Source organism: Sphingomonas sp. 28-62-20 (genome assembly GCF_002281505.1).
This window is the reverse complement of sequence record NZ_NCGH01000006.1, coordinates 21,842-36,770: the sequence shown is the minus strand read 5'-3', so window position 1 is coordinate 36,770 and position 14,929 is coordinate 21,842. Positions and strand designations below refer to the sequence as shown.

Genomic DNA, 14,929 nt, shown 5'->3' with positions numbered 1-14,929 from the left:
TTTGGCTTATCTGCCATTTTCACCAACGTTACTGTTGATTCATGCGCCGCTCAAGGCAATAGGGAGGCGACCGTTTCGAAGCAGGGGTATGGAGCAGGCATGAACATCGCCAAGCCGGAAGAACATGGCTTTGACTCCGCGCGCCTGGCCCGGATCGATACGCTGCTGCAGGAGCGCTATGTCGCGCCCGGCAAGCTGCCGAACGCCCAGATTCTGATCGCCCATGACGGAGAAATCGTTCATTTTTCCAGCCAGGGCACCGCGCGGGAAGGGGGCGCGGCGATTGACGAAACATCGCTGTTTCGCATCGCCAGCATGACCAAGCCGATCACCTCGATCGCCTTTATGATCCTGGTCGAAGAGGGCAAAGTCGCCGTCGACACGCCGGTCCACCACGTGCTGCCCGAGTTCAAGGGGCTGGGCGTCTATAATGGCGGCGGCGCGGGTGTGCCGTTCCTTACCAAGCCGACGACCGAGCCGATGCGGATGGTCGACCTGCTACGGCACACGTCGGGGCTGACCTATGGCTTTCAGAACCGATCGAACATTGATGCGGCGTACCGCGCGGGCAAGCTGGAGAATTGGCACGGCAATCTCGATCTCGACGGCTTTGTGGCGGCTTTGGGCAAGCTTCCGCTGGAGTTCTCGCCGGGCGAAGCATGGAATTATTCGGTGGCAACCGACGTATTAGGGGCGGTGATCCAGCGGGTTTCGGGGATGCCACTCGACGAATTTTTCCGCACGCGCATTTTCGCGCCGCTTGGCATGCACGACACTTTCTTCAACGTGCCCGAGGACAAGGTTCACCGGCTGACCGATTGCTATAATTATGTGCCGGGCGGCAAGCCGGTGATGTACGATCGGGGCGAAGCAAGCGCGTGGAGCCGCAAACCGAAATTCCTGTCAGGCGGCGGCGGGCTCGTCTCGACCGCGCTTGATTATCACCGGTTTTGCACAATGTGCCTGAACGGCGGCACCTTTGACGGGGTAAAGATCGTCGGGCGCAAGACGGTCGACCTGATGACGCGCAACCACCTGCCCGGTGGCGGCGACCTGGCTGGCATGTCGAAATCGCTGTTCAGCGAGGCGGCCAATGCCGGAACCGGTTTTGGGCTCGGCTTTGCCGTCAATGTTGATGTCGCAAAAACGATGGTGCCGGGGTCTGAAGGGGAATATTATTGGGGCGGGATGTTTTCGACCGCCTTTTTCATCGATCCCGTGGAACGCATCAGCATGGTGTTCATGACGCAGCTGCAGCCATCGAGCGCCTACCCGATACGCCGGGAATTGAAGACACTGATTTATAGCGCGTTGACTTGAACCACCGTCGCCCCCGCGAAGGCGGGGTTCAGCTGCCTTCGCATGGAAGCTGAAGGAAGTAGCTGGGTCCCCGCCTTCGCGGGGATAACGAAAAAACGAATAGTAGGAGCCACCAATGACCTCACCCATCACCACCGAACGCCATGGCGACGTGCTCGTCATCATTTCCAATAACCCGCCGGTCAACGCGCTCGGCGCAGCTGTCCGCCAGGGCCTTGAAGCTGGTTTGAAGGAAGCCGCTGGCGACGATGCGATCAAGGCGGTTGTCATCCGCTGCGACGGTAGAACCTTCTTCGCGGGCGCCGACATCACTGAATTCGGCAGGGCAATGCAGGAACCGGGCCTGCCGACCGTTGTCGACATGATCGAAGCGTTCGACAAGCCCGTGATCGCCGCGATCCACGGCACCGCGCTCGGCGGCGGGTGCGAGGTAACGCTGGGCTGTCATTATCGCATCGCGGTGCCATCAGCGAAGATCGGCACGCCCGAGGTGAAGCTTGGCCTGCTGCCAGGCGCTGGCGGTACACAGCGCATTCCCCGGATTGCAGGCGTTGCTCTCGCGCTGGAAATGACGTCAAAGGGCGATCCGATTTCGGCGGCCAAGGCAATGCAGGCGGGGCTGATCGACCGACTGGCCGGTGAAGAGTCGTTGGCCGCGGATGCGATTGCTTTCGCCCGCGATGTCGCCGCCGCTCGCCCCCTGCCCCGCGCCCGTGAAAAGACCGCAACGGCCGATCCCGACGCCATCGCCGCTTTCAGGAAGGAGAACGCCAAGCGCTTCCGTGGCTTCGATGCGCCCGCCGCCAACATTGCCTGTGTCGAAAAGGCAGCTGACGGATCGAGCTTTGACGACGGCATCGCGTTTGAGCGCACCGAATTCATGAAGCTGATGATGGGCGTGCAGTCCGCTGCCCAGCGCCACATCTTCTTCGCCGAGCGTCAGGCCGCCAAGATCGACGGCATCGCCGCCGACATTGCGCTGCGCACGATCAAGAAGGTCGGCGTGATCGGTGCCGGCACGATGGGCGGCGGGATCAGCATGAACTTCTTGTCGGCTGGTATCCCCGTGACCATCGTCGAGATGCAGCAGGAGGCGCTTGATCGCGGCACCGGCGTGATCCGCAAAAATTACGAAGCCTCCGCCGCCAAGGGCCGGATGAAGCCCGAACAGGTCGCCATGGCGATGGGTGCGCTGACACCCACGCTCAACCTCGACGACCTCGCTGATTGCGATCTGGTGATCGAGGCGGTTTATGAGAGCATGGACGTCAAGAAGGAGCTGTTCGGCAAGCTCGACAAGATCGTCAAGCAGGGCGCGATCCTCGCCTCCAACACCAGCTATCTGAACGTCGACGAAATCGCCGCGTCGACGGATCGCCCGCAGGATGTGCTGGGCATGCACTTTTTCTCGCCCGCCAATGTGATGAAGCTGCTCGAAGTAGTGCGTGGCGCGAAGACCGCAGACGATGTGCTCGCCACCGTCATGGCGCTCGCCAAGAAGATCAAGAAGGTCGCTGTCGTATCCGGCGTGTGCCACGGCTTTATTGGCAACCGCATGCTGATGCCGCGCCAGGTCGAAGCCAACAAGCTGCTGATGGAAGGCGCGACGCCTGAGCAGATCGACCGCGTCCATGTCGAATTCGGCATGCCGATGGGACCGTTCCAAATGAGCGATCTCGCCGGCGTCGATATCGGCTGGCACCGCGATCCGACGCGGATCGAGAGCATTCGCGATGCGCTCGCCGCCGAGGGGCGTTGGGGACAGAAAAAGTCGGCGGGCTTTTACGATTATGATGAAAAGCGCAACCCGACGCCGTCCGCGCGCGTCGCCGAAATCATCGAGGATTTCCGCTCGAAATCGAACCTGCCCAAGCGTGAAATTAGCGATGAAGAGATCATCGAGCGCACGCTTTACACGATGGTCAACGAGGGCGCGTTGATCCTGGAAGAGAAGATGGCGCAGCGCGCATCGGACATCGATGTCGTGTGGATCTATGGCTATGGCTGGCCGGTCTATCGCGGCGGACCGATGTTCTGGGCCGATACAGAGGGGGCCAAGAAGATCGTCGCGGGGCTGGAGAAGCACGGCTTCAAGGTAGCGGAATTGCTAAAGAGCAATGCCGAGACGGGGAGCCGCTTCAAGTGACGGCTGGTGCGACATTCCTCCCCGTTTACGGAGAGGGGGACCAGCTACAGGCTGGTGGAGGGGGATCGCCGGGAACGCAGCGCTTGTTGCCTACCCCCTCCGTCGGCGCTTCGCGCCGCCACCTCCCCGTCCCGGGGAGGATTTAGTTGAAGACCGCACTCGCCACCGCCGCCGCGATCCGATCGGGCGAGACCACTGCCATCGCCGAGTGCGAGGCGGCGATCGCCCGGATCGAGGCTGGCGACGGCGAGATCAACGCGGTTGTCGTCCGTGACTTCGACCGCGCACGCGATCAGGCGCGCGCGGTCGATGCGCAGGTGGCGGCAGGCGTCATGGCCGGCGTGCTGCTCGGCGTGCCGATGACGGTGAAGGAGAGCTTCGACGTTGCCGGTCTGGTCAGCTGCTGGGGCTTTGCCGAGCATGCCGATTTCGTGGCGAGCGAGGATGCCATCGCCGTCCAGCGCCTGAAGCGTGCTGGTGCCGTGATTCTGGGCAAGACGAACGTGCCGGTCGCGCTCGCTGACTTGCAGACCAACAACCCGGTTTATGGGCGGACGCGCAACCCGCACAACCTGGATCGCGTGCCCGGTGGCTCGTCCGGCGGCGCGGCAGCGGCGCTGGCAGCGGGTTATGTGCCGATCGAAATCGGGTCCGACATTGGCGGATCGATCCGCTTGCCCGCCGCTTTCTGCGGCATATGGGGGCACAAGCCGACCTACAACGCATTGTTAAGTTACGGCCATAACTTCCCGCGTACCGAAGGCTGCGGTGTTGCGCTCAACGTCATCGGCCCCTTAGCGCGCGATGCCGATGATCTGGAGGCGCTCTTCGAAGTGATGGGCGGCGATGCGCTTGCCCGCCCTGCCCCACGCGGACCGGGCGACTGGCGAATCCTGCTGCTCGATCCGCACCCCAACGTCCCCGTGCAGGCATCGATCCGCGCGGCGATCGAAGCCACTGGCAAGGCGTTCGAGGCAGCAGGCGCGATAGTCGATCGCGAGACCGATTTGTTGCCCGATCTCATCACCCAATCGGCCAACTATATCCGCATGCTGCTCACCGCGATGTCGCGTGGCGGGATGCCGCCCAATGGCGCGCCGCCGACGTCGCTTGGCGACTGGTTCGGGCTGATCGACGCGCAGGCCAAGTGCCGCCGCGATTGGGGCCGGCTGTTCGGCAGCTATGATGCGGTGATTGCGCCGATCTGGGGCACCACTGCTTACCCGCATGACGACACGCCGCTTGGCGAGCGCATGCTGACAATCGACGGTACGCCGACCCCTGCCGGCATGCAGATGGCGCTGCCCGGCCTAGCCACTTTCCCGATGCTGCCCGCGACCAGTGTTCGGGTGGGCACCGATGCCGATGGCCTGCCGATCGGCGTGCAGGTGATTGCCGATTACAACCGCGACTGGACGGCGATTGCCGTTGCGCGCGCGGCCCATGATTTGATGAGGAGCTGAAACGATGAGCGACCTGGAAACCTTCCGCGCTGAGACGCGCGCCTGGCTTGAGGCGAATTGCCCGCCAGAAATGCGCGAGCCCGCCCGCACCGAAAAGGACGCCAATTGGGGCGGCCGCAACGCGGATTTCCAACCCGGACAAAAAGAATGGATGGACGCGATGGCGTCGCGCGGCTGGACCGTGCCCGACTGGCCGGTGGCCTATGGCGGTGGCGGCCTCTCGCCTGCCGAAACGAAGATCTTGCGAGAAGAAATGGCGGCGATGAAGTGCCGCAACCCGCTCAACAGCTTCGGCATTTCGATGCTCGGACCTGCGCTGCTGAAATATGGCACTGAGGAGCAGAAGCTCGAGCATCTCACCAAGATTGCGCGCGGTGAAATCCGCTGGTGCCAAGGCTATTCGGAACCCAATGCCGGGTCCGACCTTGCCAGCCTGGCGACCAGCGCCGAGGACGCAGGCGACCATTATGTCATCAACGGGCAAAAGGTCTGGACCAGCTACGCCGACAAGGCCGATTGGATTTTCTGCCTGGTCCGCACCGACAAGACCAACAAACAAGGCGGCATTTCGTTCGTGTTGTTTGACATGGCCAGCCCTGGTGTCTCGACCAAGCCGATCCTGCTGATCAGCGGTTATTCGCCATTCTGCGAGACGTTTTTCGACAATGTCAAAGTGCCGAAAAGCCAGCGCGTCCATGAGGAGAACAAGGGCTGGGACGTCGCCAAATATCTGCTGGGGCATGAGCGCGAGATGATTTCGGGCATGGGGCTCGGCTCAGTCAGCGGCAATCCATTGGTCGACGGGGCGATTGCCACCGTGGGGCTGGATCACGAAGGGCGCCTCGCCGATCCACTGCTGCGTGCGGCGATTGCGCAATTCGAGGTGCGGTCGAAGGCGTTCGGGATGATGTCAGAACGCTTCATCGACGAATTGAAGGCAGGCAAGGCGCACCCCGCCCAGCCATCGATGATGAAATATTACGGCACTGAATTGAACAAGTCGCGCCACGAGCTGATGATGGCATCGGGCGGCTCAGACGCGCTCGAATGGGAGAGCGATCGGTCGAACGGCGGCGCGGAGCCGCGCGCGTGGCTGCGGACCAAGGCCAATTCGATCGAAGGCGGAACTAGCGAGGTTCAGCTCAACATTATCGCCAAGCGGATTTTGGAACTGCCGGGCGTATAAACGCCCTGTGCTCCGGCGAAGGCCGGAGCGTTGGCAACGCAAGCCTATCGACACCCAAGGTCCCGGCCTTCGCCGGAACACGGAGACCCCAGAAATGCCTCTTTACCTCACCGAAGAACAGACGATGCTGCACGACACGGCGAAGAGCTTCATCGCCCATTCCGCCCCGGTCAGCCACATGCGCGGGCTTCGCGACAGCAAGAACGCCGATGGCTTCAGTCGCGATCTGTGGAAGCAATTCGCCGAAATGGGCTTCACCGGCATATTAATCGGCGAAGACGAAGGCGGCCTTGGCCTCGGCCATGTCGAAGTGGGCGTGGTGCTCGAAGAGATCGGGCGCAACCTGTCACCCTCGCCGTTCCTCGCCACCGCCGTCGCGGCGGTGGAAGCGCTGAAAGGGAGCGCGCACGCCGCGCGGCTCTTCCCCGGGATCCTCGGCGGTGACACGATCGCCGCGCTCGCGATCGACGAGCGCGCGAAGCACGGGACCGGCATTGCGATGAAGGCCGAACGCTCGGGCAACGGCTTCAAGCTGAGTGGCACCAAGCAATTCGTCACCCACGGCCATGTCGCCGACGTCCTCATCGTCGCCGCGCGCACGGCTGGCTCGGCGCACGACAAGGACGGGATCACGCTGTTCGCGATCGACAAGGGCGCGGCGGGCCTCTCCGCCGAAGCCGAGCGGCTGGCCGATTCGTCCCTCGCCGCGCGCCTCACTTTCGACGGCGTCGAGGTCGATGCCGATGCCGTCATTGGCGAGATAGATCATGGCGGCGATCCGCTGGGTCGCCTGCTGCGTGCCGGTCGCGTTGGCGCATCCGCCGAATTGCTTGGCGTCGGTGCGGGCGCGATGGACATGACGGTCAATTATCTGAAGGAACGCAAGCAGTTCGGTGTTCGCATCGGCAGTTTCCAGGCGCTGCAGCACCGTGCGGCGCACCTCTATTCGGAAATGGAAGTCGCCCGCGCGGCTGTCCTGAAGGCACAGCAATTGCTCGATGCGGGCGATGCCAAGGCCGACGAAGCGGTCTCGGTTGCCAAGGCAATGACCGCGATGGCAACAACCCTGGCGGTGCAGGAGGGCGTCCAGATGCATGGCGGCATCGGCATGACCGACGAATATGACATCGGCTTTTACATGAAGCGCGGACGCGTGCTCGCCGAGATGTTCGGGGACGCCAATTTCCACGCCGATCAGCTCGCACGCGCGGCGGGGTACTAGACACAAATCCTCCCCGGCACGAGGAGGGGGACCGTTTGCCTCTTCCGGCAAATGGTGGAGGGGGCTCGCCTTTAGCGTTACGCTCGTGGTGGTCCCCCTCCACCAGCTTCGCTGGTCCCCCTCCCCGTGCCGGGGAGGAATTAGGAAAAGCACATGACCGACGAAATCGCAGAACCCGATCCATCCCCCGCTCAACTTGCGCAGAACCTAGTCGATCTGCTCGACGTCGAGGAACTCGATACCGATCTCTACCGCGGTAAGCGCGGGCACGACGGCTTTGGCCGCGTGTTCGGCGGGCAAGTGCTTGCACAAGCCTTGCAAGCTGCCCAGCGATCGACCGACGACGACAAGGCCGCGCATTCGCTTCACGCCTATTTCATGCGGCCCGGGGCCGAAGAACACCCAATCATCTACCGCGTGGTGCGGGATTTCGACGGCAAGAGCTTCGCCACCCGCCGGGTGATCGCCACGCAAAAGGGCGTGCCGATCCTCACGCTCACTTGCTCGCTTCAACGGCCCGAGGAAGGCCTTTCGCATCAGGACGCGATGCCCGATGTCCCAGCGCCCGAAGACCTTAAGAGCGATCTGCAAATCCGGCTGGAAACCGCCGACCAGATGCCCGAGCGCTTCCGCGCCAATTTCACCCGCCCGCGGATGGTCGAAAGCCGTCCGATCAACCCGCGCAGCTGGTTCGAGCCCGAGAAACAGGAACCGCGCCAGGCCAACTGGTTCCGCGTCGTCGCGCCCCTCGCGGACGATCCGGCGCTGCACCGCGCGATCCTGACCTATGCCAGCGACATGTCGCTACTCGGCACCGCGACGCTGCCGCACGGCGTCAACTGGATGACGCACAAGCTCCAGACCGCGAGCCTCGACCATACGGTTTGGCTGCACGAGCCCTTCCGCGCCGACGACTGGCTGCTCTACGTCTGCGACAGCCCCTGGTCGGGCCATGCCCGCGGCTTCAACCGCGGCAAGATTTTCGCGCGCGATGGCCGGCTGGTCGCGAGCTGCGCGCAAGAGGGACTCATTCGCCTGAGGGAGTGACGCATGACGTTGAGTGCCGACATCAGCGATTTTTCGCGCCGCGATTTCACCTTTGGCGGCAAGACCAAGCCCGTGCTGATGATCGGTGACAGCGGTCCCGCCGTCATCGTCATCCATGAAGTCTATGGCTTCACGCCGCCGCTTGCCCGATTCTGCCGCTGGATCGCGGACGCGGGCATGCGCGCTTATGCCCCGATCCTGCTGGGCACGCCTGACGCGACCAATCCCGAAATTATCAAGCGCAGCCGCCTCCTGCATCTCTGCGTCAGTCGTGAATTCACCTTGTTCTCCGCCAACAAATCAAGCCCGATCGTCGACTGGCTGAAGCCGCTTGCGCGCGAGCTGCACAAGGACTGCGGCGGCACGGGCGTGGGCGTGATCGGCATGTGCCTGACCGGAGGCTTCGCGCTATCGATGGCGGTCGATCCAGTGGTGATGGCTCCGGTCCTGTCGCAACCGGGGATGCCGGTGAGCAAGCCGGCGGGCCTCGACATTTCCAAGGCCGATTTGGCTTGTGTGAAGCAACGCACAATCAATGACGGGCTTGAAATCCGGGGCTATCGTTTTGACGGCGATCCGCTGTCCAAGCCGGAAAAATTCGCGACATTGCGAACCGAATTCGGTGGGGCCTTTACCGGCGTCGAGCTGCCCGACGATTGCGCCAATCCCCAAAGTCCTTTGATGAGAGCGGGCAAGCCACCGCACAGCGTGTTCACCAGCGACCTGATTGACGGCCCGAACGAGCCCACCCGGCAAGCCGCCGACGAAGTGATCGCTTTCTTCCAAACCCGGCTGGCTGCCTGAACCTCAGCTATCAATCGCATTCAGCTACGCTACGGCTTGCCGCGCGTATTTCTCAACCACCCGATCCCCGGGTTGGAGATGTGTAATGCGTATCTTGAAAATAATGGCCGCCGCTGGGCTGGCGATGTCTGCCTTGACAATGGGCACCACCGCGCAGGCCCATGATTATGACCATGGACGCTATGGGCGCGACTACCGCGACCATCGTGACTATCGCTACGACTACGACCGGCGTGATGGCTGGCGGCGCGGCTATGGCTACCGAGATGGCGGCTATCGCGATGGCCGACGGCAAGGCTGGCGCGATCATCGCCGCTGCTGGACCGAATGGCGTCATCATCGCCGCATCACAATTTGCCGCTGAACGCGGGTGGCGGGGAAGCCCTGTGCTTCCCCGCCTAAGCTGCGCGCGCCGCTACACCGCCGTGCGGCCATATTCCTGCTTGGTCACTGGATGGCTCGATGAAAGGCCGCCATCGACGGCAATCGCCTGCCCGTTGACATAGCTTGCATCATCAGACGCCAGGAACGCCGCGACCTTGGCGAGTTCCTCTGGCTGGGCACCGCGCCGTAATGGGTTCAAGCGACCGACCCGGTCCATCTTGCCCGCATCGCGCGCATAATCGAAGGTTGGCTTGGTCATCCCGGTTTCGGTCAAGCCAGGGCAGATCGCGTTGACGCGAACGTTCGAGCCGGACAGCTGTTGTGCGGAAACCATCGCCAGGTTGATCACCCCCGCCTTCGATGCCGAATAGGCCGGCGACCCCGCGCCTGAACGGATGCCCGCGACGCTTGCCGTCAGCACGATCGCCCCGCCGCCTCGCTCAGCAATTTTCGGCGCGGCATGCTTGATCGCAAGATAGGGGCCAATCAGGTTGACGCGCAGCACCTCTGTGATCAGCGAGACATCGGTATCGAAGATATTGGCCATCCCCCCCGAAATCCCGGCATTGGCAAACATGATGTCGAGCCCGCCAAAGCGTTCGACCGCCAGCGCCACCGTCTTTTCAACATCGGACTCAAGCCCGGCATCCATCTGGATAGCGACCGCCGTGCCGCCCGCGCCGGTGATCATCGCGGCGGTTTCATGTGCGCCTTCGCTGATGTCAGCGACGATCACCTTGCCGCCTTCCTGCGCAAACAGCATGGCGGCCGCGCGGCCAATGCCGGAACCGGCACCGGTGACGATAATCGATTTATCGGTGAAACGTGCCATAGACTTGCTCTCCTAAATCGTCACCCCGCCATCAATAACGATGGTTTGCCCGGTCATAAACGCGCTGGCCTTGCTGGCGAGGAAGACAACCGCGCCCGCAATCTCTTCGGGCTCGCCGATCCGGCGCAGCGGGGTGGTGGCGTTGCGCGCCTTGACCGCGGCTTCATTCTCCCAGAGCGCGCGGGCGAAATCGGTGCGGATCAGGCCGGGCGCGATGCAGTTGACGCGCACATTGAACGGCCCGAATTCATGCGCCAAATTGCGCGCGAGCTGCATGTCAGCTGCCTTGGAGATCGCATAGGCACCGATGATCGGCGTGCCACGAATTCCACCAATCGACGAAATGATGATGATGCTGCCATCGCCGCGATCGCGCATTTCGGGGGCGACCATGGCGATCAGCCAGTGGTTGGAGACGATGTTGTTATCGAGGATCTTGCGGAATTGATCGTCCGCAATCCCCTCCTGAGGCCCATAATAAGGGTTCGACGCCGCATTACAGACGAGAATGTCGACCGTGCCGAAGGCGGCGCGGGTTGCGTCGACAAGATACTGGAGGCCAGCCTTGTCGGAGATGTTGGCGGCGACAGCGATGGCCGTCCCTTCGCCAAACTTGCCGTTGATCTCGGCGGCGACTGCGTCACACGCATCCTGCTTGCGGCTGGAGATGACGACCTTGGCGCCATGCTCGGCCAGCTCCCAGGCGCTCGCCTTGCCGATCCCGCGCGAGGAACCGGTGATGATCGCGACTTTACCGCTCAGGTTGAATTGGCTCATCTTCTCTCCCTCCAACTTCGTCCCAGCGATAGCCGGGGTCTTTGCGGGGCATGCGCTCGGATCGCCGGTTTATTCCCCGGCCTTCGCTAGGACGCTTGGGTTACGCCCCTGCCCGCTTCGCAAATGCCCATGCAGCCGCCGCCAGCGGCCCAACGCGCTCCGCCGTCTTTGCCGCCTGCGCGCTGCTGGCGGTGCCATCAACGATCCGCTTCTTAATGCCCTGAACAATGCCGGTCAGGCGGAACAGATTATAGCTGAAATACCAATCGAGCTGCGGCACGCCGTCACGCCCGGTCGCCGCGCAATAGCGCGCGACCATGTCCTCAATCGTCGGGATGCCCGTCTCCGGCCCCGCAAGGCCCATCACGCCGGAACGCCCTTCGGGCTCGGTCACCCAGTTCATCAGGAAATAGCTGAAATCGGCAAGCGGATCGCCAAGCGTCGAGAGTTCCCAATCGAGCACCGCGATCACCCGCGCTTCACTCGCGTGGAAGATCATATTGTCGATGCGGTAATCGCCATGCACCACCGACACCCGGTCCTGGGTCGGCAGGGTGCGCGGCAACCAATCGATCAGCGCCTCCACCTCTGGCATAGGCTCGGTTTCCGAGGCGCGATACTGCTTGGTCCAGCGCGCGACCTGACGCTCAAAATAATTGCCGGGCTTGCCGTAATCGCCCAGCCCCGCCGCGACATGATCGGTATTGTGGAGCTGCGCCAGCGTGTCGCACATCGCGTTATAGATCGCAGTGCGCTCGGGCGGGGTCTTGTCGGGCAGGGAGCCATCCCAAAGGTTGCGGCCCTCGACCAGCTCCATTAGGTAGAACATCGATCCGATAACCGCCGGGTCTTCGCACAGGCCGTAAGGGGTCGGCACCGGGAAGCCGGTCGGGTGGAGGCCGGCAATCAGCTTATATTCGCGGTCAACCGCGTGCGCGCTTGGGAGCAGCTTGCCAAAGGGCTGGCGGCGCAGGACATAGGCCTTGCCACCGGCATCAACGCGGTAGGTGGGGTTGGACTGACCACCCTTGAACTTGCTGAGCGTCACCGGGCCATCGACGCCGGGCAGGTTGTCCTTCATCCAGGCGGCGACCGCGCCGGCATCAATCGGATCATCGGCGGGAACCGGGATGGTCCCAACCATGGTGATGTCAGCCCCCGCTGTCATCAGTTGAACTCGATCACGGAACGGACCGTGTCGCCCGTGCGCAGCTTGTCGATCGCATCATTGACGCCATCGAGCGTGATCCGCTCGGCGACCATCGTGTCGAGATCGAGCTTACCGTCGAGATAGAGCTGGACGAGGCGCGGCATATCAATCGGGAAGCGCGTGGAGCCGAGCAGCGACCCTTGCAGCTTCTTTCCGGTCAGGAAGCTGGGACCCGGCAGGCTAACCATATTACCCGGCGCGATCATGCCCAGGATCGTCGCGGTGCCGCCGCGCTTGAGCAGCGCCCAGGCAAGCTCCGCCGTAGCGGGGCGGCCGACTGCCTCGATCGCGTAATCCACGCCACCACCGGTCAGCGCGATGACCTTCTTGGCCAGATCGGGATCGTTGGAGTCAAAGCCATGCGTCGCGCCGAGCCGTTCGGCGAGCGCACGTTTGTCGGCCACGGGATCGATCGCGATGATCTTCCCTGCCCCCGCAATCTTGGCGGCGTTGATCGCGGAAAGGCCGATGCCGCCGCAGCCGATGACCGCGACGGTTTCGCCACTGCGCAACCGGCTGTCGTTAAAGATCGATCCCGCCCCGGTGATGACCGCGCAGCCAAGCAACGCCGCCCGATCAAGCGGCATGTCCTTGGAAATCGCGACGCAGGCATTTTCATGCACCAGCATCATCTCAGCAAAGGCTGAGAGATTGAGGAAAGGCGCGAGCGGCGTGCCATCTTTCAACGCGATGCGCGGCTCAGCGCCCTTGGGCCGCCGGGTCGAAGGATCGATACAAAGCGACGGCCGGCCCGTCACGCACATCTCGCAACTGCCGCAGAACACGGTGAAAAAGGTAATGACATGATCGCCAACCTTCAGCCGCGCGACATCGCTGCCGACCGCTTCGACGATGCCCGCCGCCTCATGGCCTGGCACCGTTGGCATTGGATGCGGGAAGCTGCCCTCAATAAAGTGCAGGTCAGACCGGCACACGCCGCACGCAACGGTGCGGATCAGCACCTCCCGCGGGCCAGGCTTTGACACCTGAATGTCTTCAATGACCAGAGCGGTCTTGGGTTCGTAGAGGACGGCTGCTTTCACGTGACTAAACTTCCCTCACTCTGCGCTTGCATTGAACGTTGCCATGACCGCTTCGTCACCCCCGCCCTGTGCCGGGGCCCACCGCGCATCGCGAGCCGAAGCGTGGATGGATGAGTGGCCCCCGGCACAAGGCCGGGGTCACGGATGTGGTTTTGGATCCGGCCCTTAGCGCCGCACCATTTCCTTCGCCGCTACTGCTGCTGGCAGGTCGGCATATTTCCCGAACTCATTGCGGGCAATGGCGCGGTTATGGACTTCGTCCGGGCCATCAGCGAAGCGCAATGTCCGCATTGCGGCCCAGGCATGGGCCAGTTCGAAATCGTCCGAAACGCCGCCGCCGCCATGCGCCTGGATCGCGTCGTCAAGGATTGACAAGGCCATATTGGGCGCCGCCACCTTGATCATCGCGATTTCCTGCTGCGCGCTCTTGTTGCCGGCCTTGTCCATCATGTCGGCGGCCTTGAGGCAGAGCAACCGCGTCATTTCGATATCGATCCGCGCTTTGGCGATGCGCTGTTCCCAGATCGAATGATCTGCAATCCGCTTGCCAAAAGCGACCCGCGTTAGCAGCCGCTTGGCCATCGCCTCGATTGCGACTTCGGCGACGCCGATGGTGCGCATGCAATGGTGGATACGGCCCGGCCCGAGGCGGCCTTGTGCGATTTCGAACCCGCGCCCTTCGCCAAGCAGACAATTTTCGACCGGCACCCGGACGTCCTTCAATTCGACCTCACCGTGCCCGTGCGGGGCATGGTCATAGCCATAGACGCTGAGCATGCGGCGAATGGTGACGCCGGGGGCATCCATCGGCACCAGGATCTGGCTCTGCTGGCTGTGGCGCGACCCTTCCGGATTGGTCTTGCCCATCACGATGGCGATCTTGCAGCGCGGATCACCGACGCCCGACGACCACCATTTGACGCCGTTGATGACATAATGATCACCGTCGCGGACCATGCTGGTTTCGATATTGGTCGCATCCGATGAAGCGACGGCGGGCTCGGTCATCAGAAAGGCCGAACGAATCTCGCCATTCATCAGCGGTCGCAGCCATTGTTCCTTGTGCTCGCGCGTGCCGTAACGGTGGAGCACTTCCATATTGCCAGTATCGGGCGCGGAGCAATTGAAGCACTCGCTCGCCCAGCCGATCTTGCCCATTTCCTCGGCACAAAGCGCGTATTCCAGGTTGGTGAGCTGGGTGCCTTCAAATTCAAAACTGTCATCGACATGGGTCTGGCCCGAATGCGGCGGCATGAAGAAATTCCACAGCCCCGCTTCCTTGGTCTTGGCTTTCATATCTTCGATGACCTGGATCACCTTCCAACGTTCGCCCTCATGGCTTTGCTGGTGATAGATATGGTCGCGCGGCCGGATTTCGCGATCGATGAAGTCCTTTACGCGATCCCGAAAATAGGTCTCGCGTTCGCTCAGCGTGAAATCCATGGCACTCTCTCCAACGGCTTTGTCTGGGCCGACTTAGACCGTACCGCGTTTT

Annotated in this window: 13 protein-coding genes; 8 read left to right on the top strand and 5 right to left on the bottom strand. The window is 62.6% G+C overall.

The annotated features are described in order from the left end of the window. The first annotated feature begins 99 nt into the window (after positions 1-99). The 8 genes from B7Y43_RS05765 to B7Y43_RS05730 all read left to right on the top strand — a co-directional run bounded on the left by B7Y43_RS05765 (position 100) and on the right by B7Y43_RS05730 (position 9,552). Positions 100-1,320, top strand: a complete 1,221-nt coding sequence (locus B7Y43_RS05765; RefSeq protein ID WP_374130671.1) for a serine hydrolase — start codon at positions 100-102, stop codon at positions 1,318-1,320. A 115-nt stretch (positions 1,321-1,435) separates the two neighbouring features. Continuing rightward, entirely contained in the window at positions 1,436-3,466 is a 2,031-nt protein-coding gene (locus B7Y43_RS05760) for a 3-hydroxyacyl-CoA dehydrogenase NAD-binding domain-containing protein (RefSeq protein ID WP_374130670.1), read from the top strand. A gap of 146 nt (positions 3,467-3,612) precedes the next feature. Further along, a complete protein-coding gene (locus tag B7Y43_RS05755; RefSeq protein WP_374130669.1) occupies positions 3,613-4,929 on the top strand; it encodes an amidase family protein in 1,317 nt (438 codons plus the stop codon). A gap of 4 nt (positions 4,930-4,933) precedes the next feature. Further along, positions 4,934-6,115, top strand: coding sequence for an acyl-CoA dehydrogenase family protein (locus B7Y43_RS05750; protein WP_374130668.1), 1,182 nt, complete (start codon positions 4,934-4,936; stop codon positions 6,113-6,115). Between the two features lie 94 nt (positions 6,116-6,209). After that, a complete protein-coding gene (locus B7Y43_RS05745; protein WP_374130667.1) occupies positions 6,210-7,337 on the top strand; it encodes an acyl-CoA dehydrogenase family protein in 1,128 nt (375 codons plus the stop codon). Positions 7,338-7,490: 153 nt separating this feature from the next. Further along, the gene (locus B7Y43_RS05740; protein WP_374130666.1) at positions 7,491-8,384 is read left to right on the top strand and encodes an acyl-CoA thioesterase II; all 894 of its coding nucleotides are present in this window, start codon (positions 7,491-7,493) and stop codon (positions 8,382-8,384) included. A 3-nt stretch (positions 8,385-8,387) separates the two neighbouring features. Next, the gene (locus tag B7Y43_RS05735) at positions 8,388-9,188 is read left to right on the top strand and encodes a dienelactone hydrolase family protein (RefSeq protein ID WP_374130665.1); all 801 of its coding nucleotides are present in this window, start codon (positions 8,388-8,390) and stop codon (positions 9,186-9,188) included. Positions 9,189-9,273: 85 nt separating this feature from the next. Next, positions 9,274-9,552 carry a hypothetical protein gene (locus B7Y43_RS05730; protein WP_374130664.1) on the top strand — a complete coding sequence of 93 codons (279 nt, stop codon included), beginning with the start codon at positions 9,274-9,276 and terminating at the stop codon, positions 9,550-9,552. Positions 9,553-9,603: 51 nt separating this feature from the next. Here B7Y43_RS05730 and B7Y43_RS05725 read toward each other — a convergent pair whose 3' ends face one another. The 5 genes from B7Y43_RS05725 to B7Y43_RS05705 all read right to left on the bottom strand — a co-directional run bounded on the left by B7Y43_RS05725 (position 9,604) and on the right by B7Y43_RS05705 (position 14,877). Beyond that, positions 9,604-10,404 (bottom strand): SDR family NAD(P)-dependent oxidoreductase, encoded by an 801-nt coding sequence (locus B7Y43_RS05725; protein ID WP_374130663.1) that lies wholly within the window; start codon positions 10,402-10,404, stop codon positions 9,604-9,606. A gap of 12 nt (positions 10,405-10,416) precedes the next feature. Continuing rightward, positions 10,417-11,181, bottom strand: a complete 765-nt coding sequence (locus B7Y43_RS05720) for an SDR family oxidoreductase (protein ID WP_374130662.1) — start codon at positions 11,179-11,181, stop codon at positions 10,417-10,419. Between the two features lie 100 nt (positions 11,182-11,281). Continuing rightward, entirely contained in the window at positions 11,282-12,349 is a 1,068-nt protein-coding gene (locus tag B7Y43_RS05715; RefSeq protein ID WP_374130661.1) for a phosphotransferase family protein, read from the bottom strand. Next, positions 12,349-13,434: a Zn-dependent alcohol dehydrogenase gene (locus tag B7Y43_RS05710; RefSeq protein ID WP_374130660.1), complete on the bottom strand. Its 1,086-nt coding sequence runs from the start codon at positions 13,432-13,434 to the stop codon at positions 12,349-12,351. Before B7Y43_RS05710 ends, B7Y43_RS05715 begins: the two co-directional genes overlap by 1 nt. Before the next feature lie 165 nt (positions 13,435-13,599). After that, positions 13,600-14,877 carry an acyl-CoA dehydrogenase family protein gene (locus B7Y43_RS05705; RefSeq protein ID WP_374130659.1) on the bottom strand — a complete coding sequence of 426 codons (1,278 nt, stop codon included), beginning with the start codon at positions 14,875-14,877 and terminating at the stop codon, positions 13,600-13,602. Between the last annotated feature and the right edge of the window lie 52 nt (positions 14,878-14,929).

Excerpts from the sequence above, each read along its gene's own strand:
- B7Y43_RS05765 (WP_374130671.1), top strand. The coding sequence starts at position 100 with ATGAACATCGCCAAGCCGGAAGAACATGGCTTTGACTCCGCGCGCCTG.
- B7Y43_RS05760 (WP_374130670.1), top strand. The coding sequence starts at position 1,436 with ATGACCTCACCCATCACCACCGAACGCCATGGCGACGTGCTCGTCATC.
- B7Y43_RS05750 (WP_374130668.1), top strand. The coding sequence starts at position 4,934 with ATGAGCGACCTGGAAACCTTCCGCGCTGAGACGCGCGCCTGGCTTGAG.
- B7Y43_RS05745 (WP_374130667.1), top strand. The coding sequence starts at position 6,210 with ATGCCTCTTTACCTCACCGAAGAACAGACGATGCTGCACGACACGGCG.
- B7Y43_RS05740 (WP_374130666.1), top strand. The coding sequence starts at position 7,491 with ATGACCGACGAAATCGCAGAACCCGATCCATCCCCCGCTCAACTTGCG.
- B7Y43_RS05735 (WP_374130665.1), top strand. The coding sequence starts at position 8,388 with ATGACGTTGAGTGCCGACATCAGCGATTTTTCGCGCCGCGATTTCACC.
- B7Y43_RS05730 (WP_374130664.1), top strand. The coding sequence starts at position 9,274 with ATGCGTATCTTGAAAATAATGGCCGCCGCTGGGCTGGCGATGTCTGCC.
- B7Y43_RS05725 (WP_374130663.1), bottom strand. The coding sequence starts at position 10,404 with ATGGCACGTTTCACCGATAAATCGATTATCGTCACCGGTGCCGGTTCC.
- B7Y43_RS05720 (WP_374130662.1), bottom strand. The coding sequence starts at position 11,181 with ATGAGCCAATTCAACCTGAGCGGTAAAGTCGCGATCATCACCGGTTCC.
- B7Y43_RS05715 (WP_374130661.1), bottom strand. The coding sequence starts at position 12,349 with ATGACAGCGGGGGCTGACATCACCATGGTTGGGACCATCCCGGTTCCC.
- B7Y43_RS05705 (WP_374130659.1), bottom strand. The coding sequence starts at position 14,877 with ATGGATTTCACGCTGAGCGAACGCGAGACCTATTTTCGGGATCGCGTA.